Source organism: Thermus tengchongensis, from assembly GCF_021462405.1.
GTDB lineage: Bacteria > Deinococcota > Deinococci > Deinococcales > Thermaceae > Thermus > Thermus tengchongensis.
Genome location: NZ_JAKEDU010000009.1, coordinates 57,437 through 83,564 on the forward strand (window position 1 = coordinate 57,437; position 26,128 = coordinate 83,564).

A 26,128-nucleotide genomic window follows, 5' to 3' on the forward strand; every position below is an offset into this window, starting at 1 on the left:
CCAAGCCCCGGCGAGGGCGCCAAACGGGGTATGGGCAAGCTGCCTCCGCTCCTGCCCAAGGGGTCGTCTACGCGGGGGAATCCTCATTTTGGTGTAGTCAAGACCGGGACACACCGCCTTTGGGTGTGAATCTTTTGGCCTTACACACTACACTGGAAGCCTTCCCGCCTCCAGACTAGCACCTGGGAGGTGCAAGGTGGAACCCTTGAGCATGCTCACCCCGGAGATGCGGCAAGAGGCGGAGGCCCTGCGGCGCGAGTGGGAGACCAACCCCCGCTGGAAGGGGGTCCGGCGGGACTACCGCCCCGAGGACGTGGTGCGGCTCCGTCCCAGCGTGATGGTGGAGCACACCCTGGCCAAGCGAGGAGCGGAGAAACTCTGGCGGCTCCTCCACGAGCGCCCCTACGTGCACACCTTCGGGGCCTACACCGGGGCCATGGCGGTGGAGATGGTGCGGGCCGGCCTCGAGGCCATCTACCTCTCCGGCTGGCAGGTAGCTGCCGACGCCAACCTGGCCTGGCAGACCTACCCCGACCAGTCCCTCTACCCCTACAACTCCGTGCCCCAAATCGTGAAGCGCATCAACAACGCCCTGATGCGGGCGGATATGATTGAGCGCGCCGAAGGCAAGGTGACCCGGGACTGGTACGTGCCCATCGTGGCCGACGCCGAGGCGGGCTTCGGTGGGGTCCTGAACGTCTTTGAGCTCACCAAGGCCATGATCGAGGCGGGGGCTGCCGGCATCCACTACGAGGACCAGCTGGCCTCCGAGAAGAAGTGCGGCCACCTGGGGGGCAAGGTCCTGGTGCCCACCTCCCAGCACATCCGCACCCTGCAGGCCGCCCGCCTGGCGGCGGACATCATGGGCGTGCCCACGGTGATCATCGCCCGCACGGACGCCGAGGCCGCCACCCTGATCACCAGCGACATCGACGAGCGGGACCGACCCTTCATCCTGCCCGGGGAGCGCACCCCCGAGGGCTTCTACCGGGTCCGGAACGGGATTGAGGCGGGCATCGCCCGGGCCCTGGCCTACGCCCCTTACGCCGATGTCATCTGGATGGAAACCTCCAAGCCCGACCTGGAGGAGGCCCGGAAGTTCGCCGAGGCGGTGAAGCGGGAGTTCCCCGATAAGCTCCTCGCTTACAACCTCTCCCCCTCCTTCAACTGGAAGAAGTTCCTGGACGACGAGACCATCGCCAAGTTCAACCGGGAGCTGGGGGAGATGGGCTACAAGTTCCAGTTCATCACCCTGGCGGGCTGGCACACCGTGAACTACTACACCTGGGAGCTGGCCAAGGACTACAAGGCCCGGGGCATGCCCGCATTCGTGGAGCTCCAGCAGAAGGAGTTCCTGGCCCAGGCCCAAGGTTTCACCGCCGTGAAGCACCAGCGGGAGGTGGGTGCCGGCTACTTCGACGAGGTGGTCCTGGCCCTCACCCAGGGAGAGGCCTCTACCCTGGCCCTTAAGGGCTCCACCGAGGAGGCCCAGTTCAACGAACCCGTGCACTAGGCTTAGCGGGAAGCCTGCTCTGCCGTCCTCCAGGTATAGGGGGCGGCAGGTTCCTTTTTTCTGTAGTAGACCGAAGCCACACCAAACTGATATAGTGTAATCACCATGCCAGAAGCCAATACACCCTGGCTACGCTACCTGGAAGACCTCCGTCCCCATCTCCGGGGCCGGGACCACCGGGGCAAGCGGGGCTCCCTGCGCTGGCTCGAGGCCCTTATGGCCGAGCGGGGGGGCAAGGCCGGCACCGTGCGCAACATCCTCTACAAGGACCTGGGAAGCCCTGAGGAGAAGGAAAGGCTTTACGGGGTCATCGCCGACCTGTACCAAGAGGCAGGCCTCCCACCCCCCCCTCCCCCAGCGGAGCTTTTCCTGGAAAGCGCCCGCAAGACCCTGGGCCGGGACAAGCGCCGCATCTTTCGCCGCTTTCTCAAGGAGCTGGAAGCCGGGGGGAGGCCTCAGATGGTGGTGGTGGGGGGGCCGGCCACGGGGAAAGGGGTCCTTTTGGGGGCCTTGAGCCGTGCCCTTTCCGCCCTGCCTGGCAAGGAACCCTTTCTCCTTAACCTAGGGGGGGAGCTGGCCCAGGCCTTGGTCCCCTTGGCCGAGAGCTTGGGGGCAGGGGAGGAGATGCGGTCCCTTTTGGCCCAGCTTTCCCCCACCCAGCCCTACATCCTGCAGGGGGCCTTGGAACAGGAGGTCTTGACCCTTTTGGCCCGGGGCCTGAACCGGGAAGGCCGTCCCCTCCTCCTCCGAGCCGAGGTGGAGGGGACCCTCGAGGGCCTCCCCTTAAGGGGTCCGGACGGCACGCACAAGGGCCTCGCCGCCTGGCTGGAGCCTTTTTTGAAGGGGCTCAGCATCCCCTACCTGGCTGCTTTGAGCGAGCCGCCCCCCACCCTGCCCTACCAGCCCCTCTCCCCCCCAAGCCGCGAGGAGGCCCGGCGCTTCGTGCGGGAGAGGCTCCCCCACCTGCCCCCGGAAAGGCTGGAGGCCCTGGTGAACCAGGCGGGGCGCAACTTTGGGGAGCTTTCCCGCTTGGTCCTCCTGGAAGCCGCCAAGCACGATCCCAAAACCCCTTTGCAGGACGACCCTGCCCTCAAACCCCTGCTCCTGGCCCTCGCCGCCTTCAGCCCCGAGGCCGATCCCGCCTTTCCCGCAGAGCTCTTGGAAAAGGCCCTGGGCAAGCCTCTGGAACGCCTTTCCCAAGCGGAAAGGGCCCTTTTGGACTGGGTGGGGGAAGGCCTGGTGCGCCCTGCCCTGAGAAGCCTCCTCCCCCAGGAAGCCCCCAAGGAACTCCACCGCCTGGCCCTCGCCTTCTTCCCCAAGGAGAACCTTTTCCGCAAACTGCACCACGCCTACAAGGCGGGGGAAACCCGGATTCTTTTGGACCTCCTGCAGGAGGATCCCGCCCGGCTCGCCCTCCTTCCCGGGCTCTGGCAGGAGGCCCAGGCCTGGCCCCGGGAGGACCTCGAGGCCCTGGCCGGGGTGGTGGTGCGCTATCGGGCGGTCTTGGGCCAGTACGCCCATCCCGAGGCGGAGGAAGCCCTCAGGGTGCTCTCGGAAGCCCCAAACCCCTCCTTGCGCACCTGGGCCCGCATCAAAAGGGCGGAGGCCAAGGCGGACGCCGCCCTTTACAAGGAAGCGGAGGAGCTTCTGCCCCCCAAGGAGGACCTCAAGCTCCTGGACGATACCGCCCAGGCAGAGGGGCTTTTGGTGATGGCGGCGGTGGAGCGCTGGAAGGGGGACTACGAACGAGCAGCCCGCTTTGTGGAAGAGGCGGAAGGCCTCCCCATGGCCCCCTTCCTGCGGGATCGGGTGCAACTGTGGCGAGGCTTGGTGGCCAAGGACCTAGGGCGCTATACCGAAGCCCTAACCGCCCTGGCCCAGGTGGGCCATGACCCCCTGCTCCTGGGCCGCGCCCGGTACCAAATGGGGGATCTCCTCATGCGCCTGGGACGTCTGGAGGCCAAGGAGCGAATGGAGGAGGGCCTGAAGGCCCTAGAGGAAGCGGGCGCTCCCAAGGACGAGGTGGCCCGGGTACGGGCCCGCTACGCCACCCTCCTGCGGCGCCTGGGCCTTTACAAGGAGGCGGAAAGCGCCATCCGCAAGGCCCTCGACGAGGCGGAAGATCCCTTCACCCGGGCGCGGGTGGAGAGCGAGGCGGGCATCCTAGAAGTGGCCCGGGGGCGCCCTTTCGAGGCTCTGGCGCTTTTGCAACGGGCCGAAACCTACTTCCGCCACACGGAGGAGAGGCCCAAGGAGGCCCGCTACCGCCACCTGCGCACCCTTTTCCGCCTGGGAGCAGCCTACCTCCTCCTGGAAGCGGGCCAGCCCTACCGGGCCCCCTTCCTGGGGGGCCTCGAGGCCCCCACCGCCCGGCGCCTCCTAGAACATCTCCTGCGGGAGATCCCCGAGGAGGCCACGGACCGCTACACCGCCCTCCGCCTGGATACCGCGAGCCTGCTTGCCCTCCTTCTCCCCCCTACCGAGGGCAAGGCCCTGCTCAAGCCCCTGTTGGACTTAGACAACCCCTACCTCCGGGCCCAAGCCCGCCTGGGCTACGCCGAGGCCCTGGTCCGGGAAGGGAGCCTAGGGGAGGCCTTGGCCCAGATCGTGGCCCTCCCTCGCCTGGAAGACCCCGGCCTCCTGGCCCAGGCCCGGGCCGTGGAGGTCCTAGCCCTCCTGGGCCTGGGGGAGAAGGAAGCCGCCTGGCATAAGCTTTCGGAGGTGAGGCAAAGCCCTCTCCCCGAACCCTTCCGCTTCCAGCTGGGCCGGGCTTTGGGCCGCTTCTGCCCCGAGCTGCAAAGGCGCCTTCCCTCCACTCCCCTGGCCCTCCCCGAGGCCTTGGGCTTCCTCCTGGCAAATCCCGACTAAATCACTATACTTTAGGGGGTGGAGGGGTTATACTCTTACTGCGAATGGGTCGCAGTAAGAAGCTGACCCGGCATCAGGAGGCAAAAGCATGAACCAGCTGGAAATCCGCGACCTTTGGGCTTCCATCGACGGAGAGACCATCCTCAAGGGCGTGAACCTGGTGGTCCCCAAGGGCCAGGTGCACGCCCTCATGGGCCCCAACGGGGCCGGCAAGAGCACCCTGGGCAAGATCCTGGCGGGGGACCCCGAGTACACGGTGGAACGGGGGGATATTCTCCTGGACGGGGAAAGCATCCTGGATCTCTCCCCGGACGAGCGGGCGAGGAAGGGCCTCTTCCTGGCCTTCCAGTACCCCGTGGAGGTGCCGGGGGTCACCATCGCCAACTTCCTGCGCTTGGCCCTGCAGGCGAGGCTTGGCCGGGAGGTGGGGGTGGCGGAGTTCTGGGCCAAGGTGAAGCGGGCCCTGGAGCTTCTGGACTGGGACGAGGGCTACCTCTCCCGCTACCTCAACGAGGGCTTCTCCGGCGGGGAGAAGAAGCGCAACGAGATCCTCCAGCTTCTGGTGCTGGAGCCCACCTACGCCGTCTTGGACGAGACCGACTCCGGCCTGGACATCGACGCCCTCAAGGTGGTGGCCCGGGGGGTGAACGCCATGCGGGGCCCGAGCTTCGGCGCCCTGGTCATCACCCACTACCAGCGCCTCTTGAACTACATCGTCCCCGACCGGGTCCATGTGATGATGGACGGGAAGGTGGTGGCGGAGGGAGGTCCCGAGCTGGCCCTGGAACTGGAAGCTAAGGGCTACGAGTGGCTCCGGGAACAGGTAAAGGAGGGAGCATGAGCGAGGTGGACCTGAAGACTCTGGGGGAGGAGTACAAGTACCACTTCGTGGACGAGGTCAAGCCGGTCTTCGTGGCCGAGCGGGGCCTTACCCGGAGGGTGATCGAGGCCATCAGCTACCACAAGGGCGAGCCCGAGTGGATGCTGAAGTTCCGCCTGCGGGCCCTGGAGATCTTCCAGAAGAAGCCCATGCCCACCTGGGGCCCCGACCTCTCGGGCCTGGACCTGGACCACCTGGTCTACTACGTGAAGCCCGCGGAGGTGCGGGACGCCAAGAGCTGGGAGGAGATCCCCGAGGAGATCCGCCGGACCTACGAGCGCCTGGGCATTCCCGAGGCCGAGCGCAAGGTACTCGCCGGGGTGGGGGCCCAGTACGACTCGGAGATGGTCTACCACCGGGTGAGGGAGGAGCTGGAGCGGCAGGGGGTCATCTTCGTGGCCATCGAGGAGGGGATGAAGAAGTACGAGGACCTCTTCAAGGAGTACTTCGCCAAGGTGGTCCCCCCCGAGGACAACAAGTTCGCCGCCCTGAACTCCGCCGCCTGGTCCGGAGGTTCCTTCGTCTACATCCCCCCCGGGGTCAAGGTGGAGCTTCCCCTGCAGGCCTACTTCCGGGTGAACACCCCCGAGTTCGGGCAGTTTGAGCGCACCCTGATCATCGTGGACGAGGGGGCGGAGGTACACTACATCGAGGGGTGCACCGCCCCCATGTACTCCACGGAGAGCCTGCACACCGGGGTCATTGAGATCGTGGTGAAGCGGGGAGCCCGGAGCCGCTACACCACCATCCAGAACTGGTCCACCAACATGTACAACCTGGTGACGCAAAGGGCCCTGGTCTACGGGGATGCCTTCCACGAGTGGCTGGACGGCAACCTGGGCTCCAAGGTCACCATGAAGTACCCCTCCAGCTACCTCCTGGAACCGGGGGCCCGCACGGAGATCCTCTCCATCGCCTTCGCCAAGACGGGGCAGCACCAGGACACCGGGGCCAAAATCATCCTGGGAGCCCCCCACACCTCGGGCACCATCGTTTCCAAGAGCATCTCCAAAGGGGAGGGTCGGGCCAGTTACCGGGGCCTGGTCAAGGTGCTGGAGGGGGCCAGGGGGGCCAAGGCCAACGTGGAGTGCGACGCCCTCCTCATCGACCCGGAAAGCCGCACCGACACCTACCCCTACATCGAGATCGAGGAGGACACCGCCCACGTGGGCCACGAGGCCACGGTCTCCAAGATCAACGACGAGCAGATCTTCTACCTGCAGACCCGGGGGCTCAAGGAGGACGAGGCCGCGGCCCTCATCGTGCGGGGGTTCATCGAGCCCATCGCCAAGGAGCTCCCCCTGGAGTACGCGGTGGAGCTCAACCGGCTCATCGAGCTGGAGATGGAGGGCTCCGTAGGCTAAGGAGCGTCCCTCTGGGGGTGGGGCCTTAAGGCCTCCCCCCTTCCCACGCAAGGAGGCAGGATGCAAGTACTGGACAAAACGCAGGTGGAGGCCCTCTCCCAGGCCTTGGGCGAGCCCGCCTGGGTGCTAGAGAAAAGGCTGAAGGCCCTCGAGGCCTTCGCCCGCCTCCCCTATCCCAGCAAGAAGGACGAGGCTTGGCGCTACACGGATCTCTCCGAAGCCCCCTTGGAACAAGGGGTGGAAACCCCCAAGGGGCTTAGCCTCTCCCGGGATGAGCTTCCCGAGCTGGTGAAGCGCCGCCTGGAGAAGACCGATGTTTCCGGCTTTCTGGTCTTCGTGGGCCCGGATTTGGTTTACGCCGAGGTGCCCGAGGAGCTCCGGCAGAAGGGCCTGGTCTTCACCAGCCTGGCCGAGGCCCTCAAGACCCACCCCAGCCAGGTGGAAGCCGCCCTCTTCCAAGGGGTGTACACCGAGGACAAGTTCGCCGCGGAAAACTCCGCCTTCTTCACCCATGGGGCCTTCCTCTACGTGCCCGCGGGGCTGGAGGTGGAAAAGCCCCTGGGGGTCTTCAAGGTGGTGGAAGGGGGTAGGGCTTCGGCAGGGCGGAGCCTCCTTTTCCTGGAAGACAACGCCAAGGCCGCCTACATCGAGGAGTACCTCTCCTTAGACCTCCCCCCTACCCTCCACCTCTCCGCCACGGAGATGGTCCTAAGGCCGGGGGCCCACCTGCGCCACGCCCACGTGCAGACCTTCGGCGAGGGGGTGTGGCACTTCCACCGGCAACGGGCCCTTCTGGAGCGGGACGCGGGCCTCAACGACCTGGTGGTGAACCTGGGCGGGCGCTACGCCCGGAGCGAGGTGGCGTCGGAGCTCCTGGGCCCAGGGGCGGAAAGCGAGATGCTGGGCCTCTACTTCGGCCACGGGCGGCAGCACTTTGACCACTACACCCTGCAGCACCACGTGGAGCACCACACCCGAAGCGACCTCCTCTACAAGGGGGCGGTGAAGGACGAGGCCCGGGCGGTCTTCTCCGGCCTCATCCGGCTGGAGCGGGGAGCCCAGAAGACCGACGCCTACCAGGCCAACCGCAACCTCATCCTCTCCCGCACCGCCAGAGTGGACTCCATCCCCCAGCTGGAGATCGGGGCCAACGACGTGCGCTGCACCCACGGAAGCACCACCGCCCCCGTGGACGAGATGCAACTCTTCTACCTGCAGTCCCGGGGCCTGCCCCGCACCCTGGCCCAGGAGCTTTTGGTCAAGGCCCACCTGGCGGACGTCCTCGGCCGCATCCCCCTAAAGGCCCTCCGGGCCCACATCGAGGCGGTGATCGAGGAGAAGGTGCGCATCTAGGCCATGTGGACCCCGGTAGCCCAGCTCGGCGAGTTCCAAAATGGCCGCCTGGTGGTGCGGCGCCCGGAGCACAAAAAGCCCATCCTCCTCCTCTTTACGGGGGAGGAGGTCTTCGCCCTGGAGGACGTCTGCACCCACGACGACGGCCCCCTGCACGAGGGAGAACTGGAAGACGGCAAGATCGTCTGCCCCCGGCACGGGGCCCGCTTTGACCTCAAGACGGGCCGCCAGACCCTCCCTGCCCCCAGACCCGTCCGGGTCTTCCCCGCCAAGCTGGAAGGGGACACGGTCCTTCTGGACCTCTAATACCACCCCACGGGGGCGAAGTCCCCGTGGGGGCCCCAGTGATACCACCCCACGCGGACTTTGTCCGCGCGGGGGCCTCGGTGAAAGGGCATCCAAAGCCCCCGCCAGGTGAGGGGAGGGAAAGGTTCAACAGCGAGGGGTAGTTGAAGGCAACCGCAGGCCTCGAGGCCTGCGGTTGCCTTTTACCCTTGACACGGATCCCCTCAGGGGTTAGGGTAGGAGTACCCACCCCCCCTGGGGTGGGTGGAGGTCAGAATGGTAAAGCTGAGAGTGGAAGGCATGACCTGCAACCACTGCGCCATGGCGGTGCAGAAGGCCCTCCAGAAGGTGCCCGGCGTGGAGAAGGCCGAGGTGAGCCTGGAGCGGGCCGAGGCCCTGGTGGAGGGCCAGGCGGACCTCGAGGCCCTGATCCGGGCGGTGGAGGAAGAAGGCTACTGGGCTGCCCTGGCGGGTTAGGTCCATGCCCCACGACCACCTTCACCTGGACCCCAAGGTGCGGGAAGAGGCCAAAAGGCGCCTTCTCTCCGCCAAAGGCCACCTGGAGGGCATCCTGCGCATGCTGGAAGACCCCCACGTCTACTGCGTGGACGTGCTGAAGCAGCTGAAGGCGGTGGAGGGCGCTTTGGACCGGGTGGGGGAGATGGTCCTAAGGGCCCACCTCCGGGACCACGTGGCCACCGCCCACGAGCGGGGGGACGTGGAGGAGATCGTGGAGGAGCTGATGGAAGCCCTCAAGTACCGTTAGGAGGTAATCCATGCGCCTTTTTACCCTGCTGGTAGCCCTTTTCCTGCCCGCCTTGGCCCAGCACGTCCATACCCCGGTGGGGGATGCCGGAGAAAGGGCTTTCCTCTCGGGCATGATCGCCCACCACGAGGGGGCCCTGGAGATGGCCCGCTACGCCCTGGAAAAGGCTAAGGACCGGGAGGTGCGGGCCTGGGCCGAGGCCATCCTCAAGGAACAGGAGCGGGAAATCGCCCTCATGCGGAGCTGGCTCCCCAGCCTGGGCGGGCTGGACCAAGCCGCCTACGCCGCCATGGGGAAGGAGATGGCGGCCATGCTCCAAGAGCTCAAGAGGGCCAAGGACCCTGACCGGGCCTTCGTGGAGCTCATGCTCCTGCACCACAAGGGCGCGGTGGAGATGGCCCTCGCCGTGCTCCCCACCGCCAAGGATCGGCGGGTCTTGGACCTGGCCCGGGATATCATCCTGGCCCAGGCCAAGGAGATGCACGCCTTTAGGCTATGGCTCTTGAGGCAAAGGTAAAAGTCAGGGGCATGACCTGCGCCTCGTGCGTGGCGCGGGTGGAAAGGGCGCTCCAGCGCGCCCCTGGGGTGGAGGAGGCCCGGGTCAACCTCGCCACCGAGGAAGCCTTTTTGCGCCTCCAGGAAGGCGTGGACCTCAAAGAGGTACTGAAGCAGGTGGAGGAGGCGGGCTACGAGCCCGTGGTGGCCCGGGCGGAGATCCCCATCCGGGGCATGACCTGCGCCGCCTGCGCGGCCCGGGTGGAAAGGGCCCTGAAGGGGCTACCCGGGGTGCTTGCCGCCCACGTGAACCTGGCCACGGAGAAGGTCTCCTTGGAGTACCTCCCGGACACCGTGACCCTCCCCCGCCTGCACCAGGCCATCCGGGAGGCGGGGTACGAGCCCCTGGAGGTAGCCCAAGAGGAGAGGAAGGCCCCCGCTTACCCCTTGGATCTCCTCATCGCCCTGCCCTTTGCCTTCCTCACCCTTCTCCTCGCCATGGGGCCCATGCTCCTTCCCCTTCCCCACGTTCCCCCACTCCTCCAGGTCCTCACCGCCCTCCCCGTCCTCTACGCGGGCCGGCGCTTCTTCCGCCAGGCCCTGGCGGAGATCCGGCACCGTTCTCTGGGCATGAGCACCCTGGTGGCCCTGGGGGCAGGAAGCGCCTACCTCTACTCCTTTTTGGTCCTGCTCTTTCCCACCCTTTTCCCCGAGGAGGCCCGCCATCTCTACCTCGAGGCGGGGGCGGTGATCCTGGCCCTGATCCTTTTGGGCAAGCACCTGGAGGAAAAGGCCAAGGGGAAGGCCTCAGAGGCCATCCGCAAGCTCCTTTCCTTACGGCCCAAGACCGCCCGGGTGGTCCAGGAGGGGGAGGAAAGGGAGATCCCCGCTGAGGCCCTTATCCCTGGGGATCTGGTGCGGGTCCTCCCTGGCGAGCGCATCCCCGCCGATGGGGTGGTGGTGGAGGGCTTCAGCCACGTGGACGAGGCCATGCTCACCGGGGAGCCCCTCCCCAAGGCCAAGGGGCCGGGGGATGAGGTGGTGGGGGGCACGGTGAACGGGGAAGGTCCCCTCCTCATCCGGGTAAGCCGGGTGGGCGAGGCCACGGTCCTGGCCCAGATGGCCCGCCTGGTGGAGGAGGCCCAGGCCTACAAGCCCCGGGTGCAGGAGGTGGCGGACCGCATCGCAGGCATCTTCGTGCCCATTGTGCTCCTCATCGGCCTTTTCACCTTCGGCCTCTGGCTCCTTTTGGGGCCTGGCCTCTCCTACGCCTTCGTGGCCCTTCTTTCCGTGCTCCTCATCGCCTGCCCCTGCGCCATGGGCCTGGCCACCCCGGCGGCCATCGCCGTGGCCACGGGGCGGGCGGCGCAGATGGGCCTCCTCTTCCGCAAGGGCCAGGCCCTGGAAAGCCTCGCCCGGGCGGATACCGTGGTCCTGGACAAAACCGGGACCCTGACCCAGGGGAAGCCCACCCTCACGGAAACCCTTGGGTTTGCCCTGGACCCCAAGGAGGCCCTGCGGCTCGCCGCCGCCTTGGAAAGGGAAAGCGAGCACCCCCTCGCCAAGGCGGTTTTGGAAGCGGCTCAGCACCTCCCCCTACCCGAGGCCGAAGGGGTGCGGGCCCTGCCCGGGGAGGGCCTCGAGGGGGTGGTGGAGGGCCGGAGGCTTTACCTGGGGGGTCCGGCCCTCATGGAGCGGCTCGGGGTACCCCTTCCCCGGGAGGCCCAGGCGCTTTCCCAGAAGGGCTACACTCCCCTTTACCTGGCGGATGGGGAGAGGCTTTTGGCCGCCTTTGGGGTCTTTGACCCCCCCAAGCCCGAGGCGGGGGAGGTGGTGGCGGCCCTGAAGCGTCTGGGCCTCAAGCCCGTCCTCCTCACCGGGGACCACCCCATCCCGGCCAGGCGGGTGGCCGAGGCCTTGGGCATAGGGGAGGTGCTGGCCGGGGTGCGCCCTGAGGGGAAGGTGGAGGCCATAAGGCGCCTCCAAGCGGAGGGGCGGAAGGTAATCTTCGTGGGGGACGGCCTCAACGACGCCGCCGCCTTGGCCCAGGCGGACGCAGGGGTGGCGGTGGGCACGGGCACGGACATCGCCATCGAGGCCGGGGACGTGATCCTCCTTTCCCCAAACCTCTTCGGCCTGGTGAACGCCATCCTCCTCTCCCGCCGCGCCTTGCGCACCATCTACCTCAACTTCTTCTGGGCCTTCTTCTACAACGTCCTCCTCATCCCCGTGGCGGCTGGGGCGCTTTACCCCTTCACCGGGCTGCTCCTCAACCCCATGCTGGCCGCCGGGGCCATGAGCCTTTCCAGCCTCTTCGTGCTCACCAACTCCTTGAGGCTGAGGGGATTCCAACCGAAGAGCTTAACTGGAGCTTAACCGGCTCCGGCTAAGGTGAAACGGGAGGTGATGGGTATGTGGTGGTGCGGCAACTGGGGGTACATGGGTTGGTGGGGGCCCTTTTTCGGGCTTCTCTGGTTCGTCCTCCTGGGCCTCTTCGTCTACTGGCTGGTCCGGAGCCTGGTGCCGGAACGTCGGGACAGGGCCCTGGAGATCCTCAAGGAGCGGTACGCCCGGGGGGAGATCGACAAGGAAACCTTTGAGCGCATGAAGCGCGAGCTCGCATGAGGGTTCTCCTGGTGGACGACGACCCAGCCCTCCTCGAGGTCCTGGGGGCCTACCTGAGGGGGGCTGGGTTTGAGGTGCTGGAGGCACAGGATGGGGAAAAGGCCCTGGAGCTTTTTCCCCGGGCCGATCTCGTCGTCCTGGACCTCATGCTGCCCAAGCTGGACGGCTTCAAGGTCCTGGAGGAGGTGCGCCGGGAAAGGCCCGAGCTTCCCATCCTCATGTTGACCGCCAGGGGGGAGGAGGAGGAAAGGGTGAAGGGGCTGGAGCTAGGAGCCGATGACTACGTGGTCAAGCCCTTCAGCCCCAAGGAGGTGGTGGCCCGGGTCAAGGCCCTCCTAAGGCGAGCCGGCCTCAAGGAGGAGCTCAGCTATGGCCCCTTGCGCCTTTTTCCCAAGGAGCGGCAGGCCTACCTGAAGGGCAAGCCCCTTCCCCTTTCCCAGCTGGAGTTCGACCTCCTCCTCACCCTGGCCCAGCACCCGGGCATGGTCTTCACCCGGGAAAGGCTCTTGGAAAAGGTGTGGGGACCGGACTTCCCGGGCATAGACCGGGTGGTGGACGTGCACATCGCCGCTTTGAGAAAGAAGCTCATGGACGATCCGGAAAACCCCCGCTTCATCGAAACGGTACGGGGAGTGGGGTACCGCTTCCGGGAAACCGATGCGCCCCAAGATAGCTTCGCTGATCTTCGCTAAGCTCTTCCTCAGCCACCTTCTGGTGGCCCTCCTGGCCCTGTTCCTCTTCTTCCTCCTGGCGGAGGCCCTGGCCCCCTCCTTCTACCGGGGGCATGTGGAGCGCATGTACCACGCCCTATCCATGATGGGCGGGCTCATGATGGGCGAGGCCTTAAGGCGGGACCTCGAGGAAGGCCTCCGCTCCACCCTCACCACCGCCCTCCTCGCTGCCCTTCCCCTCTCCGTGGCCGGGGCTGCCCTCTCCGCCTCCTTCGCCAGCCTGCGCTTCTCCCGCACCGCCAGGCTTCTGGCCGAGGGAAGCCGCCGCATGGCCCAGGGGGAGTACCGGGTGCGCCTTCCCGTCCTGGAGAAGGACGAGCTGGGGGAGCTGGCCCTCCACTTCAACCGCCTGGCCGAGGCCCTGGAACGGGTGGAACAAAGCCGGGTGGAGCTCATCGGCACCGTGGCCCACGAGCTCAGGACCCCCCTATCTGCCCTGCAAGCCTACGCCGAGGCCCTGGCGGACGGGGTCATGGAGCCCGAAAAAGCAGCGGAAAGGATCCAGCAGGAAGTGCGGGCCATGAGCCGGCTGGTCCGGGACCTCTCCCTGGTTTCCCAGGTGGAGTCGGGGGCGGTGGAACTTCACCCCGAGCCCCTGGAGCCCAAAGGCCTCCTGGAACAGGCGGCGGAACGCTTCCGCCCCGCCTTCCAGGCCAAGGGAGTGGCCCTGGAAGTGGCGGCCCCCTCCTTTCTCCCCCGGGTCTGGGCCGATGCGGAACGGACCCTCCAGGTGCTCGCCAACCTGCTTTCCAACGCCCTTCGCCACACTCCAGAGGGGGGAAGGGTGAGGCTTGGGGCGGAAAGGACAGGCCAGGCAGTGGTCTTCAGCGTGGAGGACACAGGGCCCGGCATCCCCGAGGATCACCTTCCCCGCATCTTTGAGCGCTTCTACCGCATCGACCCCTCCCGCAGCCGTCAAGACGGGGGAACCGGAGTGGGCCTCACCATCGCCAAGAGCCTGGTAGAAGCCATGGGGGGGAGGATCTGGGTGGAAAGCCAGCTGGGCCGGGGAAGCGTTTTCCGCTTCACCCTGCCCCTTTACACAGGCTTAACGGGAAAGGCTTAGGGTGGGAGCCATGAAGAAGCTTCTGGCGCTTGCCCTAGGCGTGGCTTTAGGCCTGGCCCAGACTCCCTCCCCCGAGGCCCTCAAAGGCCTGAAGCCCGAAGAGGCTCTAGCCCTGGCCAAGCGGTGGCGGCAGGAAGGGCAAAGGGTGGTGAGCTACGTGACCCCCGAGGCCTTTTTTTTCGAGTTCCCGGACGGCCGCAAGGCCCAGGTGGCCCTTAAGGACCGCTTCCTTCTGGCGGTGGCCCCTTACGTCAGCCGCACCCACCCCTGCCAGGTCCACTACTTCTCCAGCTGCACCGGGGAACTCCAGGAGGAAGTCTTTGAGGTCCGGGTGCTGGAGGGGGAAAAGGAGGTGCTCAAGACCCAGGTCAAAACGGGGAAGGACGGGTTCTTTGAGCTCTGGCTTCCCCGAAACCGCCGCTACACCCTAGAGATCCGCTGGGGGAACCTGGCAGCCACCGGCTCCGTGGCCACCTTCAGCCAAAGCCCCACCTGCCTTACCAGCCTCCGCCTGGCCTCACGGTAGAACGCCATGCGCCTCTTAACCTTCGCCCTCTTCCTCGGCATGGCCCTGGCCCAAACTCCCTTGGGTCCGGTGCCCACCCGGGATGTTCACGCCCTTTTGTGGCACTCCTCGGGAGCCTTGCTCCTGGGCCATCACGACGGCATCGTTGCCTGGTACAACGCCACTCCCCAGGACCTGGTGCGGCGGGACTGGGACGCCATGAACCTGGCCTGGGGAGGCGAACGCCTTATCGCGTCCGGGCACTGAATCCTTGCGGAAAGCCGTGATCTCAAGCGCTTCCGCGACCTAAGACCTAAGGGCCTTCCCGCCCTGGACCTCCACGCCTATGCCATCGATCCCAGGAAGCCTGAGGTCCACTACACTCTAGAGGCCACCTACGCCCACTTCCGCAACCGGGACGGCGGGCAGACTTGGGCAAAGCTCCCCGCCCGAGGCCTGCCCAAAGCGAGGATGGCCTTCTTCCTGGAGGACCAAAAGGGCCGCCTCTGGGCTTCCCTTATGGGAGCAAGGATGGGGGCGAAAGCTTCCGCCCCATTCCCTCCCCTGACCCCGCCCCGGGACCCCTGGCCCTCTCTCCTTCGGACACCCTGTACCTGGGAGGAAAGCTCAGCCTCTGGCGGCGGACGGAAGCGGGGTGGCGCAGGATCTGGCAGGGAGGGGTGTTGGCCCTGGCGGCCCATCCCCAGGTGGAGGGTTTGCTGGCCTGAGTGGACGAAAGGGGCATCTTCTGGCAGGGGCGCTGGGGGCGCTGAGGGCTATCCCTTCCAGGCCACCCCGGCCACATGGGGGGCCACCAGGGGAAGGGGCAGGGCGAAGGCCTCCGCCTCCACCCGGGCAAACCCAGCTTCCTGGATGAGGGCCAGGGTTTCCCGGTTGGGGTGGCAGCCGTCCCCCAAAAACCCCCATAAGGGGCAGAGGAGGTCCTGGGCCCGGCGCAGGGAAGAGCCCCGGGGGGCTGCCACGTGCTCCAGGAAGACAAAACGCCCCCCGGGCTTCAGCACCCTCCGGACCTCCGCCAAGGCCCGCCTGGGATCCTCTACCGAGCAGAGGACCAAGGTGGCCACCACCGCCTCCACGCTTTCCTCGGGCAGGGGAAGGGCCTCCGCCTGGCCCCAAAGGACCTCCCCGGAAAGCCCCCTAAGCCTTAGGGCCCGCTCCAGGTGGGGGTGAAGGTAGGGGTTGGGCTCGAGGCCAATCCAGTAAACGCCGTCCGGCAGATAGGCCAGGTTAACCCCCGTCCCCGGGCCGATCTCCAAAACCTTCCCCGCCAGGCCTCCCAGGAGTTTCTTCCGCCAGGGTTCGCTCAAGCCCAGGTGCCCACGGGAAAGGGCGGGAAGGAGGGCAGCGAACAACCGAGCCCTTAAGCCCCTCTTAGTCCCCATGACTCCCATGCTAGAGGTTCCAGTAAAGAACCGTGTCCAAAATCCCCAAAGCCACAAAGACGGCTCCTGCGCCCCTTAGAAGGCGGCTTCCCACACGCCGCATTCCCTTAAGGGCCTGGCCCCGGCCCATGCGGGCGAAGAGGAGGAGAAGCAAACCCAGGGGAAAGCCCGTCCCCAAAGCGAAAAGAAGGGGAAAGAGAAACCCAAAGGGCGAGGCCAGGGCCAAGGGAAGGAGAAGCCCGAAGAAGAGCCAGAAGAGGGTGGGGCAGAAGGCCAGGCCGTAAACCCCTCCCAGGGCCAGGGGCCCAAGAAGCCCACCCCACGCCCCCACCCGGGCCACCCAGCGCTCTGGTCCCGTCCAAGCCAGGGGCCAGCGCATCACTCCCAAAAGGCCCAGGCCCACCAGGACCATAAAGGGCCCCAGGGCCAGCCGCACCGGGCGGAAGATGGCCCCGGGGTTGTCCAGGGTCCCGCCCAAAACGAAGAGAACCACCCCGGCGAGCACCAGGTAGGTGAAGGCCTTCCCCAGAAGAAAGGCCAGAAACCTGAGCCAGACCCTTCCCTCGAGGGCGGCTGAAACCAAGTAGGTCAGGGCGCTGGCCCCGGTGGTGATCTGGCAGGGGACGAAGGCTGCTAGGACCCCCAGGAGAAAAGCGGAAAGCCAAGGAACCCCCACCTCCCGCCTCAGGCCATCCACCCAGGGAGCCAAGAGAGCGTACAGGGTGTTGGCCGTTCGGTAAAGGCTTCGGGAAACCTCCTCCAGCAGCCCGCTTCCCAGGGCCAATCCTACCAGGCCTAGGACAACAAGACCAAGCGCCAGCAGCCCTCTTCGCATGCCCACCAGCTTAAGGGCCAAACGTTAAGCGCCGGTAAAACCCCTTTATGCCAGCTTAACAATACCGGCCTAGGGTACAGGTGGAGGTGGATCGTGGGCATGATGGGTTGGGGCAGCATGGGTTTCGGGTGGTTCTTCGGGCTTCTCAACATGCTCCTGGTGCTGGCTCTCTTGGGGCTTCTCCTGTACCTGGGCCTTCGGGCCTGGGAACGGGGAAGCGGGGAGCCGAGAAAGGATGCGGCTCTGGAAGCCCTGCGCCTCCGGTACGCCAGGGGCGAGCTGGACGAGGAAACCTACAAAAGGTTACGCAAGGAACTGGAAAAGGGAGGTGGAGCATGAAACGCTACGGTTTAACTTTAGGAGTTCTGGCCCTTATGCTTTTAGGCCTTGCCCTCACCCAGGGCATGATGGGGGGTTTTGGTCCGGGGATGATGGGTTACGGCCCGCAGTACGGTCCGGGGATGATGGGCTACGGCATGATGGGCGGCCACGGGATGATGGGCATGATGGCGGTCTATCCCCCGGAAGCCCAGCCCATTCCCCAGAAAGAGGTCAAGGCGCGGATGGAAGCCTACGCCAAGCGCATCTACCCGGGGGCACGCCTTCAGGACTTCATGGCCTTCAGCCAAAACTACTACGCCCAAGTGGTGGACGAGAAGGGGCAGGGGCTCTTTGAACTCATCGCCGACCGCTACAGTGGGGTGGTTTCCCTAGAGCCCGGCCCCAACATGATGTGGAACGCCCGTTTCGGTATGATGACCTATTTCACCCCGGCCCCGCCGCGCTACAATCTGGAGGCGGCCCGGAAGCTGGCCGAGGAGTTCCTTGCCGGCTACCTCCCGGGGGCCCGGGTGCTGGAGGGGAGCACCTTCCCCGGCTACTATACCTTTGACTTCGGCCGCAAGGAGGTGGAGGGTATGCTCTCGGTCAACGCCTACACGGGGGAGGTCTGGCTCCACACCTGGCACGGCTTCTTCTTAGGGGAGTGACCCCAGTAAGGCCCCTACCTGGGGCAGCTACCCCAGGTAGGGGCTCGGAATCCTTCCTATACCCCCTCTAAACCGTTCACTGCCGCTTTCACGAAATGCCTTTCTCTCAGGCTCGGCTACACTTTGGGTAGGGAGGGTACCATGACGGACTTAAGGAAAACCCTGAAGACCAGCCTGGCCGAGGCCCGGGCCCGCCTGGAAGCCGCCTTGAAGGAAGAGGGGTTCGGCATCCTCACGGAGATCGACGTTTCCGCCACCCTGAAGGCCCGGTTGGGCCTGGAAAGGCCCCCTTACCTGATCCTGGGAGCCTGCAACCCGAGCCTCGCCGCCAAGGCCCTCGAGGCCGAACCCGATATCGGCCTCCTCCTCCCCTGCAACGTGGTCTTGCGGCAAGAAGGCGAGGAGGTGGAAATCCTGATCCAAGACCCCGAGGCTGCCTTTGCCCTCCTTCCGGAAGGGGTGCGGGCCAAGCTGGGAACCCTGCCCCAAGAAGCCAGGGAGCGCCTGGCGCGGGCCCTGGCCCGGCTCTAACCCCTGGGGATACACTGAGGGCATGGACCTAAGCCACATCCGGGAGGAGTTCCCCCTCATCGCCGAGCACCCTGAGCTGGTCTACCTGGACTCCGCCGCCACCAGCCAGAAGCCCAAGCGGGTCCTGGAGGCCCTAGACCGCTACTACAAGGAGCTCAACGCCAACGTCCACCGCGGGGCCTACCGCCTCTCCGTGGCCGCCACCGAGGCCTACGAGGAGGCCCGGCGCCGCCTGGCCCGCTTCCTCAATGCCGAAGAGCGGGAGATCATCTTCGTGCGCAACACCACCGAGGCCATGAACCTGGTGGCCTACGCCTGGGGGCTGAGGAACCTGAAGGAAGGGGACGAGATCCTGGTCACGGAGATGGAGCACCATGCGGGGCTTGTGCCCTGGCACCTGGTGGCGGGGCTTACGGGGGCAAAGGTCAAGGCCATCCCCCTCACGGAGGAGGGGCGGCTGGACCTAAGCGCCCTGGACGCCCTCCTCACGGAAAGGGTGAAGGTGGTCTCCCTGGTGCACATGTCCAATGTGCTCGGCACCATCAACCCCGTGGCGGAGATCGCCAAAAAGGCCAAGGAAGTGGGGGCCCTGGTGGTGGTGGATGGGGCCCAAAGCGCCCCCCACCTCCCCGTGGACGTGAAGGCCCTGGGGGCCGACTTCTTTGCCCTCTCAGGGCACAAGATGCTGGGGCCCACAGGGGCCGGGGTGCTCTTTGGACGGTACGAGGTGCTGGAGGGGATGATGCCCTTCCTGGGGGGCGGGGAGATGATCCGCGAGGTCCACGTGGACCGCTCCACCTACGCCCCCCCGCCCCAGCGCTTTGAAGCCGGCACCCCACCCATCGCCGAGGCCATCGCCCTGGGGGAAGCGGCCCAGTACCTGATGGAGATCGGCATGGAGCGGGTGTTCGCCCACGACCGGGCCCTTTTGGACTACGCCCTGAAGCGCCTTGCGGAGGTGCCGGACCTGAAGGTCTACGGGCCTATGGGGCCGGACCGGGGCGGGGTCATCCCCTTCACCTTAGGGCGGCTTCACGCCCACGACCTGGCCACCTTCTTGGACGAGGAGGGGATTGCGGTGCGGGCCGGGCACCACTGCGCCCAGCCCCTGCACCGGAAACTGGGCCTGGCCGCCACGGCCCGGGCGAGCTTCTACCTCTACAACACCTTCGAGGAGGTGGACCGCTTGGTGGAAGCCCTCCTCCGCATCCATACCCGGTACCGGGCCTGGCTATAATGAGGGAATCCATGAGCGTCCTTGACGAGCTCTACCGGGAGATCATCCTTAAGCACTACCAAAGCCCCAAGAACTTCGGGGTCCTGCCCCAGGCCACCAAGGTGGCGGGAGGCATGAACCCCTCCTGCGGGGACCAGGTGGAGGTGATGGTGCGGCTGGAAGGGGATACCATCGCCGACATCCGCTTCCAAGGCCAGGGGTGCGCCATCAGCACCGCCAGCGCCTCCATGATGACCGAGCTGGTGAAGGGGAAGAAGGTGGCGGAGGCCCTGGAGCTTTCCCGGAGGTTCCAGGCCATGGTGGTGGAGGGCGCCCCCCCGGACCCCGCCCTGGGGGACCTCCTGGCCCTCCAAGGGGTGGCCAAGCTCCCGGCGCGGGTGAAGTGCGCCACCCTGGCCTGGCACGCCCTCGAGGAGGCCCTAAAGTGAAGCGCTACCCCGCCCACAAGGTCACGCCCCTTCTGGTGCAGTACCCGGACCTGATGGAGGTCTGGAAGGAAGCCGCCCAGGCGGAGCTCTTGCGGGCGGAAACCCAGGATGGGAAAAACTACGTGGTGGTGAAAGACCCAAGCCTCATCGCCCGGCTCAAGGCCTTGGGCGTGGAGGGCGAGCCCGTGGAGGAGGGATGACCCGCGGCCTGGTCTTCCTGCACGCCTTTCCCTACAACCCCCGCATGTGGGAAAAGGAGGTGGCCTACTTCCGGGGGAGGCTTCCGGTCCTCGCCCCCCACTACCTGGGCCTCTCCCTGCCCGAGGCGGCGGAGAAGGTCTTGGAGGAGATGGACGCGGCGGGGATGGAGGAGGCGGTCTTCGTGGGGCTTTCCATGGGGGGCTACCTCATCTTTGAGCTCTGGCGGAAGGCCCCCGAGCGCTTTTTGGGCCTCGTCCTGGCGGACACCCGCGCAGGAGCGGACACGGAGGAGGGCAAAAAAAACCGCTTGGCCCTTAGGGAGCGGGTGCTGCAGGAAGGGGTGGGTTTCCTCCCCGAGGCCCTTCTCCCAAGCCACCTGGGCAAGACCACACAGGAGGAGAAGCCCGAGGTGGTGGCAAGGGCCAAGGCCCTCATCCTCGAGGCCACCCCCGAGGCGGTGGCCGGTAGCCTCCTGGCCCTGGCGGAACGCCCCGACTCCACCGCCCTCCTCCCCGGGATGCGCCGTCCGGCCCTGGTCCTGGTGGGGGAGGAGGATACCCTCACCCCGCCCGAGGAGGCCAAGCGCATGGCCAGGGCCCTGCCCGACGCCCGGTTGCTCATCCTCCCTGAGGCCGGGCACCTGGCCAACCTGGAAAACCCCAAGGCCTTCCGCACGGCCCTTCTCGGCTTTTTGGCCGAGGTGCTCTAAAGGCGGAAGGCCTCCTCGGCCCGCAACACGAGGTCCAGACAGGGGATTAAGGCCTCTTCCCCTTCCTCCTCCGCAAAGCCCTCGGGGGTCCTGCGGTAGAGGGTGAAGCGGCGGGCCTCGAGGTCCACCAGGAGGTACACCTCTAGGCTAGACAGGGTTTCGTAAAGGGCCCGCTTCTCCCGGCGGTCCTGGGCTTCGGTGGCGGGGGAAAGGACCTCCACCACCAAGCACGGAGCTTCCTCATAGTAGGGGTGGGGCGGCCCTGGGGCGCAGACCACCATCACGTCCGGGTAGTAGACCGCCTCATCCCGGATCCTAAGCTTCATGTCGCTCATGTACACCCGGCACCCCTTGGCCCTGGCCGCCTCCAGGAGGCGGGCGGCGATGTTGAGGGCCACCCGGTTGTGCAGGGTGCTGGCCCCGGCCATGGCGTAGAGGCGGCCCCGCAGGTACTCCCGCTTCACCGGGGAACGGGCCTCCTCCTCCAGGTAGGCCTCCAGGCTTAGGGGGAGCTTCCGGGCCAGCATACCCCCATGATGGCCGAGGGTTCGGCCTGCGAGCAAGCCCTGGAAAAACCCCATCCCCCGAGGGCCCTCACTCCGGCTTGGGCTCCCGGGCCATGAGGGCAGAGAGGGCCTTCAGGGGGTCCAGCCCTTCGTAGGCCACCCGGTAGACCGCCTCGGCGATGGGGAGCTCCACCCCGGCCTTCTCCTTCCAGGCCATGAGGGCCTTGACCGCGTAGAGCCCCTCCACCACCCCCCGGTCCTCGAGGCGCTCCAGGGCCTCCCCCCGCACCAGCCTCTCCCCCGCCCCCCGGTTGCGGGAGTGGAGGCTGTAGGCGGTGGCCAGGAGGTCGCCCAGGCCGGAAAGCCCGTAGAAGGTGGCCTCCTCCCCCCCCAGGGCGGTACCGAAGCGCACCATCTCCCTCAGACCCCGGGTGAGGAGGGCTGCCTTGGCGTTATCCCCCAGGCGGAGCCCGTCCACCATCCCCGCCGCCAGGGCCAGGACGTTCTTGAGGGCCCCGCCCAGCTCCACGCCCCGGAGGTCGGAGCTGGTGTACACCCGGAAGGTGGGGCCGGAAAAGAGCTCCTGCACCCTTTTGGCCAGCTCCAAGGGCCCCGCCACCACGCTGGCGGTGGGGAGAAAGCGGGCCACCTCCTCCGCGTGGTTGGGCCCGGAAAGGGCGGCCACGGGGCGGCCCGTGAGGGCGGCGATGACCTGGCTCGCCGTCCAAAGCCCTCCCTCCCGGAAGAAAAGGCCCTTGGTGGCCGAGAGGTACCAGGGGGCCAAGGGGAGAACCTTCAGGGTCTCCTCCAAGGCCTTGGAGGGCAGGGCCACCACGGCCAGCTCCGCTCCCATGAGGGCCTCCTCGGGGTCGGCGGTGGGGTAGAGGTAGGCGGGCAAGGCCACCCCCGGCAGGTAGTCCCGGTTCTCCCGCATGGCCCTAAGGGCCTCCGCCTGCTCCTTGCGCCGGGCGAGGAGGGCAGTGGGCACGCCCCGGCTCGCCAGGAGCACCCCCAAGGCCGTCCCCCAGGCCCCCGCCCCCAGGATGGCCACCTTCATAGGAGGAAGCTCACCTCCCAGGCCTCGTACCAGGCGGCCAGGAGCAGGAAGAGCGCCCCCAAGTAGAAGGCGAGGAGGAGGCCCCTAAGCCCCTTGCGGTACCCCTCCCCCCCCGCGGTCTTGGCCAGGAGCACGAGGCCGCCAAAGGTCACCAGGATGTAGGCCTGGAGCTCCAGGAGGAGGGTGGGAAGGTGGGCGAGGAAGGCCTGCCCCAGGAGGGCCGGGGAGAGGGCGAAGCCGAAGACGAAGTAGCGGAGGGCGTTCAGGAGAAGCGCAGGCACCCCAAAGAACAGGGCGGGCAGAAGCCCGGTGAGGAAGAGGCCCTGGGTGAAGTTCCACTGGAAGATGACCCCGGCGAGGACCAGGATCCCCTTCCCCACTGCCTCTTCAAGCCCGATGGCCTCGAGGGCCCCTCCAAAGAGGGCCTGGAGCGCCCGGGCCATCTCCGGCATCCCGTAGGCCAGGAAGGCCCCCAAGGCGAAGAGGCCATAGAGGAGGAGGTTGGTGAAAAGGTAAAGCCCCCGATAGGCGCGGAGGAGGGAGAAAGCCTCCAAAAGCCAGGCGCGAAAGGGGGAGGGCTGGAGGAGGAGAAAGCCAAAGAAGAGGGAAAGGAGCAAAAACCCCCACCCCGAAGCCGGGTTAAGGAGGTACCCGGGAAGGGCAAGCCCCTCCGGGCGGAAGTAGACCCGCTTCACCTCCCGCCCCTCCAGGACCACCACCACCTCCCCCACCTGCTCCCCCACTGCGGCAGGGAAGAGGACCCGGTTCCCCTCCACCCTGGGGCTATCCAGGTTGAGGGAGAGGCCCTTAGGGGGTGGCGGGAAAAGGGCGTAGCGCTCCAAAAGCCTGGGGGCCTCCTCAGGGGAGGCCCTTAGGACCTCCTCGAGGCGCGGCGAAAGCTTTCCCGCAAGCCAAACCTCCGCCGCCTGGCGGGCCAACTCCACCGAGGAAGAGGCCATGGCCCATGGGAAAAGAACAAGAAGAAAGGCCAGAAGGCGCATGGCCTCAAACCTCCTCCAAGGGCACACCATCCCGGCAGAGGGGGCAGGCTTCGGGAAGGTACTGGGGCACCTCCAGCCGGACCAGGGCCCGGAAGGGGACGCCAAAAGCCGCCTCCCCCCCGCTCCGGTCCACGATGGCCCCCACGCCCACCAGCACGCCCCCGCGGGCCTCTGCCGCCCGGATGGCCTTCCTGACGCTTTCCCCCGTGGTCACCACATCCTCCACCGCCAAAAAGCGCTCCCCCGGATTCACGGTGAGGCCCCGGCGCAGGGTCATGCCCCCTTGCCCGTCCTTCTCGGCGAAGAGGGCCCGGGCCCCCAAGGCCTTGGCCACCACGAAGGAGAGCACCACCCCCCCCAGGGCCGGACCGATGACGAAGTCCACCCCTTCGTCCTCAAAACGCTTGCCCAGGGCCTCCCCCACCGCCTCCGCATAGAGGGGATGCTGCAGAAGGGCAGCGGATTGCAGGAAGACCGGCGAGTGCAACCCCGAGCGCAGGAGGAAGTGCCCTTCCAGGAGGGCCCCCGTCCTGCGGTAGAGCTCCAGGACATCCATCCCCCCTACTCTACCAAAGCCCTATGGAAATCCTCTGCCGCCTGTAAGGCTCCCTCCAGATCCGGCCTGCCCCCCGGATAGAAAAGGGCGCGGCTTGCGGTGTTCAAAAGACCGGGGCCCTTCAAGGGCCTTCCCCCTTGGGCCCCTATGCCGGGGAGGAGGAAGGGAGCGTGGGGAGCCTGTTCCCGCACCGTCAAGACCACCTCCGGGTAGGTGGCCCCCACCACCATGCCCACGCGGCTCCACTCCCCTTCCCGGTATCCCTCCCCCTCCCGGGCCAGGGCCTCCGCCAGGTGGAGGTAAAGGGGCCTTCCCTCCACCAGAAGATCCTGCAAAAACCCCGATCCTGGGTTTGAGGTCTTGACCAGGACGAAAACCGCCCCCTGGCTTTGCCTGGCCGCCTGGAAGAAGGGCGTAAGGGTATCCAGGCCCAGGTAGGGGTTCACGGTGAGGGCGCTTCCGGGAAAGCGCAGGAGGTAGGCTCGGGCGTAAGCCTCGGCGGTGGAACCGATATCCCCCCGCTTCCCGTCAAAGATCACGGGCAGGCCCATGACCCGTGCGGCGCTGGCCAGCTCAAAAAGAAGCCCGAGCCCTTCCGGGCCCAGGGCCTCAAAGAAGGCCAGCTGGAACTTGACCGCAGCCAGCCTGGAAGCCAAGGCCTCGAGAAGCTCCACCGTGTACCGCTTCAAGTGGGCAACGGGCTCACGCCCGTGAAGCTCGGGCCTGGGATCCACCCCGAGGACCAAAGGGGGGCGGGAAAGGGCCAGGAGAAAGTCCATGCCTTCCACTATAGGCCTTGACAACCCCAGGCCTCGGGGCATAGAGTTGCCAGCGTACCGCAAGGAGGGAGTATGAAGAAGCTCATCCTGGCTTTAAGCCTTCTGGTTCTGGCCGCCTGCCAGCAGCAGGCCACGGTGCAACCCCAGGCCCTTAGGGAAGGGGGCCAGACCTACATCGCCATCCTGGAGCCCACGGCCTCGCCCACGCTTCCCGCCCGTTTCTCCGAACGCCTTGCCGCTTTGGAAAGGGCCCACGGCCTTTCCATCCCCGCCGAAGACCGCCTCGAGGCCCTGGGGGCCGTCATCCTCCGCAACCTCACCCCCGCCCAGGCCCAGCGCCTGGCCCAGGACCCCAGGGTCTACGCCCTGACCCTGGACCAGGAGGTGAAGGCCTACGCCCAAACCATCCCCTGGGGCGTGGATCGCATCGGCGCCCCCACCACCACCGCCAAGGGCGCGGGCGTGTCCGTGTACGTGGTGGACACCGGCATCAAGGTGGGGCATGAGGACCTCACCAACCTGATGGGGGGTATGCGGTGGTGAAGTGCCGGGGTAAGTGCCGCACGGCCTACGACGACGACAACGGCCACGGCACCCATGTGGCGGGCACGGTGGCCGCGGTGAACAACAGCGTGGGCGTCTTGGGCGTAGCCCCCGCCGCCGAGCTTTGGGCGGTGAAGGTCCTCTCCGGCTCGGGCTCGGGCTCCATCAGCGGCATCGTCCAAGGCCTCAACTGGGTCATCGCCCACAACAACGGGGGGAAGCCCAAGGTGATCAACATGAGCCTGGGGGGCCGGGGTCGGGACGACCAGGACGGCCAGTACTGCCCCGCCAACCGCTCCACCGATGCCTTCCACAACGCTATCCAGAAGGCGGTCTGCGACCACAACATCACTGTGGTGGTGGCCGCAGGCAACGACGGGGCCGACGCCGCCAACTACGTTCCCGCCGCCTACGACGAGGTCATCACCGTGAGCGCCACCAACAGCCAGGACGACTGGCCCTCCTGGTCCAACTACGGCCCCGATGTGGACCTCGCCGCCCCTGGTGTTGCCATCCTTTCCACCTGGAACTCCTCCACCACCAGCTACAACACCATCAGCGGCACCTCCATGGCCAGCCCCCATGTGGCCGGAGCCGCCGCCTTGGTGCTTTCCCGCTACCCGAGCTACACCCCAGCCCAGGTAAAGCAGGCCCTTCTGCAAAACGCCGAAAGCACCGCCACCTGGAAAAACACCTCGGGGAATCCGCACCCCGAGCCCTTCCTGAACGTTAGAGGATTCTAGCCCCTCCACGAAAACCCCCTGCCCTAAGGCGGGGGGCTGGCTTTTCCCTTGGGAAAAAAGAAAACCCCGATAGGGGGTTGCACCGGCCTGGACCGCGGGGTCTTGAAAGCGCAGGAACGGGCTTGGGTACTCCTTAGAAAGGAGGTGATCCAGCCGCAC

General features: G+C 66.7%; 32 protein-coding genes. 25 read left to right on the forward strand and 7 right to left on the reverse strand.

Annotated features, from left to right (window positions below):
- Positions 1-205 precede the first annotated feature (205 nt).
- The 16 genes from aceA to L1087_RS10490 all read left to right on the forward strand — a co-directional run bounded on the left by aceA (position 206) and on the right by L1087_RS10490 (position 15,179).
- Positions 206-1,513: an isocitrate lyase gene (aceA, locus tag L1087_RS10415; RefSeq protein WP_234558860.1), complete on the forward strand. Its 1,308-nt coding sequence runs from the start codon at positions 206-208 to the stop codon at positions 1,511-1,513.
- A 105-nt stretch (positions 1,514-1,618) separates the two neighbouring features.
- Positions 1,619-4,381: a hypothetical protein gene (locus tag L1087_RS10420; RefSeq protein ID WP_135343651.1), complete on the forward strand. Its 2,763-nt coding sequence runs from the start codon at positions 1,619-1,621 to the stop codon at positions 4,379-4,381.
- Between the two features lie 88 nt (positions 4,382-4,469).
- Entirely contained in the window at positions 4,470-5,222 is a 753-nt protein-coding gene (sufC, locus tag L1087_RS10425; RefSeq protein ID WP_234558833.1) for a Fe-S cluster assembly ATPase SufC, read from the forward strand.
- Entirely contained in the window at positions 5,219-6,625 is a 1,407-nt protein-coding gene (gene sufB, locus L1087_RS10430) for a Fe-S cluster assembly protein SufB (RefSeq protein WP_234558835.1), read from the forward strand. The genes sufC and sufB overlap by 4 nt, the downstream gene beginning before the upstream one ends.
- Positions 6,626-6,685: 60 nt before the next feature.
- Complete coding sequence (gene sufD / locus L1087_RS10435) at positions 6,686-7,978, forward strand: Fe-S cluster assembly protein SufD (protein WP_234558836.1); 1,293 nt, start codon at positions 6,686-6,688, stop codon at positions 7,976-7,978.
- A 3-nt stretch (positions 7,979-7,981) separates the two neighbouring features.
- On the forward strand, positions 7,982-8,284 hold the full coding sequence (locus L1087_RS10440) for a Rieske (2Fe-2S) protein (protein ID WP_234558837.1): 303 nt from the start codon (positions 7,982-7,984) through the stop codon (positions 8,282-8,284).
- A 255-nt stretch (positions 8,285-8,539) separates the two neighbouring features.
- Positions 8,540-8,740 carry a CopZ family metallochaperone gene (locus L1087_RS10445; RefSeq protein WP_234558838.1) on the forward strand — a complete coding sequence of 67 codons (201 nt, stop codon included), beginning with the start codon at positions 8,540-8,542 and terminating at the stop codon, positions 8,738-8,740.
- A 4-nt stretch (positions 8,741-8,744) separates the two neighbouring features.
- Positions 8,745-9,029 carry a metal-sensitive transcriptional regulator CsoR gene (csoR, locus tag L1087_RS10450; protein ID WP_038049169.1) on the forward strand — a complete coding sequence of 95 codons (285 nt, stop codon included), beginning with the start codon at positions 8,745-8,747 and terminating at the stop codon, positions 9,027-9,029.
- Positions 9,030-9,039: 10 nt separating this feature from the next.
- Positions 9,040-9,546, forward strand: a complete 507-nt coding sequence (locus L1087_RS10455) for a DUF305 domain-containing protein (protein WP_038040327.1) — start codon at positions 9,040-9,042, stop codon at positions 9,544-9,546.
- Entirely contained in the window at positions 9,525-11,900 is a 2,376-nt protein-coding gene (locus L1087_RS10460; RefSeq protein WP_234558839.1) for a heavy metal translocating P-type ATPase, read from the forward strand. Before L1087_RS10455 ends, L1087_RS10460 begins: the two co-directional genes overlap by 22 nt.
- A gap of 36 nt (positions 11,901-11,936) precedes the next feature.
- Positions 11,937-12,149, forward strand: a complete 213-nt coding sequence (locus L1087_RS10465) for an SHOCT domain-containing protein (protein ID WP_234554714.1) — start codon at positions 11,937-11,939, stop codon at positions 12,147-12,149.
- Complete coding sequence (locus L1087_RS10470; protein WP_234554713.1) at positions 12,146-12,841, forward strand: response regulator transcription factor; 696 nt, start codon at positions 12,146-12,148, stop codon at positions 12,839-12,841. Before L1087_RS10465 ends, L1087_RS10470 begins: the two co-directional genes overlap by 4 nt.
- The gene (locus L1087_RS10475; protein ID WP_234558840.1) at positions 12,807-13,946 is read left to right on the forward strand and encodes a sensor histidine kinase; all 1,140 of its coding nucleotides are present in this window, start codon (positions 12,807-12,809) and stop codon (positions 13,944-13,946) included. The genes L1087_RS10470 and L1087_RS10475 overlap by 35 nt, the downstream gene beginning before the upstream one ends.
- 10 nt (positions 13,947-13,956) lie before the next feature.
- The gene (locus L1087_RS10480; RefSeq protein ID WP_234554711.1) at positions 13,957-14,472 is read left to right on the forward strand and encodes a CueP family metal-binding protein; all 516 of its coding nucleotides are present in this window, start codon (positions 13,957-13,959) and stop codon (positions 14,470-14,472) included.
- 6 nt (positions 14,473-14,478) lie between these two features.
- Positions 14,479-14,718: a hypothetical protein gene (locus L1087_RS10485; protein WP_234554710.1), complete on the forward strand. Its 240-nt coding sequence runs from the start codon at positions 14,479-14,481 to the stop codon at positions 14,716-14,718.
- A gap of 164 nt (positions 14,719-14,882) precedes the next feature.
- Complete coding sequence (locus L1087_RS10490; protein WP_234558841.1) at positions 14,883-15,179, forward strand: hypothetical protein; 297 nt, start codon at positions 14,883-14,885, stop codon at positions 15,177-15,179.
- Between the two features lie 48 nt (positions 15,180-15,227).
- On the opposite strand, the gene L1087_RS10495 is transcribed toward L1087_RS10490, so the two are convergent.
- Together L1087_RS10495 and L1087_RS10500 are read right to left on the reverse strand one after the other, a co-directional pair.
- Positions 15,228-15,863, reverse strand: a complete 636-nt coding sequence (locus L1087_RS10495) for a class I SAM-dependent methyltransferase (RefSeq protein ID WP_234558842.1) — start codon at positions 15,861-15,863, stop codon at positions 15,228-15,230.
- A gap of 1 nt (position 15,864) precedes the next feature.
- Positions 15,865-16,689: an urease accessory protein UreH domain-containing protein gene (locus L1087_RS10500; RefSeq protein WP_234558843.1), complete on the reverse strand. Its 825-nt coding sequence runs from the start codon at positions 16,687-16,689 to the stop codon at positions 15,865-15,867.
- Between the two features lie 99 nt (positions 16,690-16,788).
- Here L1087_RS10500 and L1087_RS10505 point away from each other — a divergent pair, with 99 nt between their 5' ends.
- The 7 genes from L1087_RS10505 (at position 16,789) to L1087_RS10535 (ending at position 20,784) form a co-directional block, all read left to right on the forward strand.
- Entirely contained in the window at positions 16,789-17,028 is a 240-nt protein-coding gene (locus L1087_RS10505; protein ID WP_135257568.1) for an SHOCT domain-containing protein, read from the forward strand.
- Positions 17,025-17,678, forward strand: coding sequence for a peptidase M4 (locus tag L1087_RS10510; RefSeq protein ID WP_234558844.1), 654 nt, complete (start codon positions 17,025-17,027; stop codon positions 17,676-17,678). Before L1087_RS10505 ends, L1087_RS10510 begins: the two co-directional genes overlap by 4 nt.
- A gap of 141 nt (positions 17,679-17,819) precedes the next feature.
- A complete protein-coding gene (locus tag L1087_RS10515; RefSeq protein ID WP_234558845.1) occupies positions 17,820-18,209 on the forward strand; it encodes a DUF302 domain-containing protein in 390 nt (129 codons plus the stop codon).
- A 22-nt stretch (positions 18,210-18,231) separates the two neighbouring features.
- On the forward strand, positions 18,232-19,446 hold the full coding sequence (locus L1087_RS10520; RefSeq protein WP_135260355.1) for an aminotransferase class V-fold PLP-dependent enzyme: 1,215 nt from the start codon (positions 18,232-18,234) through the stop codon (positions 19,444-19,446).
- 11 nt (positions 19,447-19,457) lie between these two features.
- Positions 19,458-19,874, forward strand: a complete 417-nt coding sequence (gene sufU / locus L1087_RS10525; RefSeq protein WP_038040346.1) for a Fe-S cluster assembly sulfur transfer protein SufU — start codon at positions 19,458-19,460, stop codon at positions 19,872-19,874.
- On the forward strand, positions 19,871-20,074 hold the full coding sequence (locus L1087_RS10530; protein ID WP_135260354.1) for a hypothetical protein: 204 nt from the start codon (positions 19,871-19,873) through the stop codon (positions 20,072-20,074). The genes sufU and L1087_RS10530 overlap by 4 nt, the downstream gene beginning before the upstream one ends.
- Positions 20,071-20,784: an alpha/beta fold hydrolase gene (locus L1087_RS10535; protein WP_234558847.1), complete on the forward strand. Its 714-nt coding sequence runs from the start codon at positions 20,071-20,073 to the stop codon at positions 20,782-20,784. Before L1087_RS10530 ends, L1087_RS10535 begins: the two co-directional genes overlap by 4 nt.
- On the opposite strand, the gene L1087_RS10540 is transcribed toward L1087_RS10535, so the two are convergent.
- The 5 genes from L1087_RS10540 to pyrF form a co-directional block, all read right to left on the reverse strand.
- The gene (locus tag L1087_RS10540) at positions 20,781-21,311 is read right to left on the reverse strand and encodes a Uma2 family endonuclease (RefSeq protein ID WP_234558849.1); all 531 of its coding nucleotides are present in this window, start codon (positions 21,309-21,311) and stop codon (positions 20,781-20,783) included. The two genes, L1087_RS10535 and L1087_RS10540, sit on opposite strands and share 4 nt — an antisense overlap.
- A gap of 67 nt (positions 21,312-21,378) precedes the next feature.
- Positions 21,379-22,347 carry an NAD(P)H-dependent glycerol-3-phosphate dehydrogenase gene (locus tag L1087_RS10545; protein WP_234558850.1) on the reverse strand — a complete coding sequence of 323 codons (969 nt, stop codon included), beginning with the start codon at positions 22,345-22,347 and terminating at the stop codon, positions 21,379-21,381.
- The gene (locus L1087_RS10550; RefSeq protein WP_135260350.1) at positions 22,344-23,348 is read right to left on the reverse strand and encodes a hypothetical protein; all 1,005 of its coding nucleotides are present in this window, start codon (positions 23,346-23,348) and stop codon (positions 22,344-22,346) included. The genes L1087_RS10545 and L1087_RS10550 overlap by 4 nt, the downstream gene beginning before the upstream one ends.
- 4 nt (positions 23,349-23,352) lie before the next feature.
- Complete coding sequence (pyrE, locus tag L1087_RS10555) at positions 23,353-23,904, reverse strand: orotate phosphoribosyltransferase (protein WP_234558851.1); 552 nt, start codon at positions 23,902-23,904, stop codon at positions 23,353-23,355.
- A 5-nt stretch (positions 23,905-23,909) separates the two neighbouring features.
- Entirely contained in the window at positions 23,910-24,683 is a 774-nt protein-coding gene (gene pyrF / locus L1087_RS10560; protein ID WP_234558852.1) for an orotidine-5'-phosphate decarboxylase, read from the reverse strand.
- A gap of 72 nt (positions 24,684-24,755) precedes the next feature.
- On the opposite strand from pyrF, the gene L1087_RS10565 reads away from it, so the two are divergent.
- Positions 24,756-25,226 carry a S8/S53 family peptidase gene (locus L1087_RS10565; protein WP_234558853.1) on the forward strand — a complete coding sequence of 157 codons (471 nt, stop codon included), beginning with the start codon at positions 24,756-24,758 and terminating at the stop codon, positions 25,224-25,226.
- On the forward strand, positions 25,223-25,969 hold the full coding sequence (locus L1087_RS10570; protein WP_234558854.1) for a S8 family serine peptidase: 747 nt from the start codon (positions 25,223-25,225) through the stop codon (positions 25,967-25,969). The genes L1087_RS10565 and L1087_RS10570 overlap by 4 nt, the downstream gene beginning before the upstream one ends.
- Positions 25,970-26,128 lie beyond the last annotated feature (159 nt).

Excerpts from the sequence above, each read along its gene's own strand:
- L1087_RS10445 (WP_234558838.1), top strand. The coding sequence starts at position 8,540 with ATGGTAAAGCTGAGAGTGGAAGGCATGACCTGCAACCACTGCGCCATG.
- L1087_RS10550 (WP_135260350.1), bottom strand. The coding sequence starts at position 23,348 with ATGCGCCTTCTGGCCTTTCTTCTTGTTCTTTTCCCATGGGCCATGGCC.
- L1087_RS10495 (WP_234558842.1), bottom strand. The coding sequence starts at position 15,863 with ATGGGAGTCATGGGGACTAAGAGGGGCTTAAGGGCTCGGTTGTTCGCT.
- L1087_RS10505 (WP_135257568.1), top strand. The coding sequence starts at position 16,789 with ATGATGGGTTGGGGCAGCATGGGTTTCGGGTGGTTCTTCGGGCTTCTC.
- L1087_RS10485 (WP_234554710.1), top strand. The coding sequence starts at position 14,479 with ATGCGCCTCTTAACCTTCGCCCTCTTCCTCGGCATGGCCCTGGCCCAA.
- L1087_RS10565 (WP_234558853.1), top strand. The coding sequence starts at position 24,756 with ATGAAGAAGCTCATCCTGGCTTTAAGCCTTCTGGTTCTGGCCGCCTGC.
- L1087_RS10455 (WP_038040327.1), top strand. The coding sequence starts at position 9,040 with ATGCGCCTTTTTACCCTGCTGGTAGCCCTTTTCCTGCCCGCCTTGGCC.
- sufD (WP_234558836.1), top strand. The coding sequence starts at position 6,686 with ATGCAAGTACTGGACAAAACGCAGGTGGAGGCCCTCTCCCAGGCCTTG.
- pyrF (WP_234558852.1), bottom strand. The coding sequence starts at position 24,683 with ATGGACTTTCTCCTGGCCCTTTCCCGCCCCCCTTTGGTCCTCGGGGTG.
- L1087_RS10420 (WP_135343651.1), top strand. The coding sequence starts at position 1,619 with ATGCCAGAAGCCAATACACCCTGGCTACGCTACCTGGAAGACCTCCGT.
- L1087_RS10465 (WP_234554714.1), top strand. The coding sequence starts at position 11,937 with ATGTGGTGGTGCGGCAACTGGGGGTACATGGGTTGGTGGGGGCCCTTT.
- L1087_RS10440 (WP_234558837.1), top strand. The coding sequence starts at position 7,982 with ATGTGGACCCCGGTAGCCCAGCTCGGCGAGTTCCAAAATGGCCGCCTG.
- L1087_RS10515 (WP_234558845.1), top strand. The coding sequence starts at position 17,820 with ATGACGGACTTAAGGAAAACCCTGAAGACCAGCCTGGCCGAGGCCCGG.
- L1087_RS10480 (WP_234554711.1), top strand. The coding sequence starts at position 13,957 with ATGAAGAAGCTTCTGGCGCTTGCCCTAGGCGTGGCTTTAGGCCTGGCC.
- sufB (WP_234558835.1), top strand. The coding sequence starts at position 5,219 with ATGAGCGAGGTGGACCTGAAGACTCTGGGGGAGGAGTACAAGTACCAC.
- L1087_RS10475 (WP_234558840.1), top strand. The coding sequence starts at position 12,807 with ATGCGCCCCAAGATAGCTTCGCTGATCTTCGCTAAGCTCTTCCTCAGC.
- L1087_RS10545 (WP_234558850.1), bottom strand. The coding sequence starts at position 22,347 with ATGAAGGTGGCCATCCTGGGGGCGGGGGCCTGGGGGACGGCCTTGGGG.
- L1087_RS10510 (WP_234558844.1), top strand. The coding sequence starts at position 17,025 with ATGAAACGCTACGGTTTAACTTTAGGAGTTCTGGCCCTTATGCTTTTA.
- sufC (WP_234558833.1), top strand. The coding sequence starts at position 4,470 with ATGAACCAGCTGGAAATCCGCGACCTTTGGGCTTCCATCGACGGAGAG.
- L1087_RS10535 (WP_234558847.1), top strand. The coding sequence starts at position 20,071 with ATGACCCGCGGCCTGGTCTTCCTGCACGCCTTTCCCTACAACCCCCGC.
- L1087_RS10460 (WP_234558839.1), top strand. The coding sequence starts at position 9,525 with ATGGCTCTTGAGGCAAAGGTAAAAGTCAGGGGCATGACCTGCGCCTCG.
- L1087_RS10520 (WP_135260355.1), top strand. The coding sequence starts at position 18,232 with ATGGACCTAAGCCACATCCGGGAGGAGTTCCCCCTCATCGCCGAGCAC.
- L1087_RS10540 (WP_234558849.1), bottom strand. The coding sequence starts at position 21,311 with ATGCTGGCCCGGAAGCTCCCCCTAAGCCTGGAGGCCTACCTGGAGGAG.
- L1087_RS10470 (WP_234554713.1), top strand. The coding sequence starts at position 12,146 with ATGAGGGTTCTCCTGGTGGACGACGACCCAGCCCTCCTCGAGGTCCTG.
- csoR (WP_038049169.1), top strand. The coding sequence starts at position 8,745 with ATGCCCCACGACCACCTTCACCTGGACCCCAAGGTGCGGGAAGAGGCC.
- L1087_RS10500 (WP_234558843.1), bottom strand. The coding sequence starts at position 16,689 with ATGCGAAGAGGGCTGCTGGCGCTTGGTCTTGTTGTCCTAGGCCTGGTA.
- pyrE (WP_234558851.1), bottom strand. The coding sequence starts at position 23,904 with ATGGATGTCCTGGAGCTCTACCGCAGGACGGGGGCCCTCCTGGAAGGG.
- sufU (WP_038040346.1), top strand. The coding sequence starts at position 19,458 with ATGAGCGTCCTTGACGAGCTCTACCGGGAGATCATCCTTAAGCACTAC.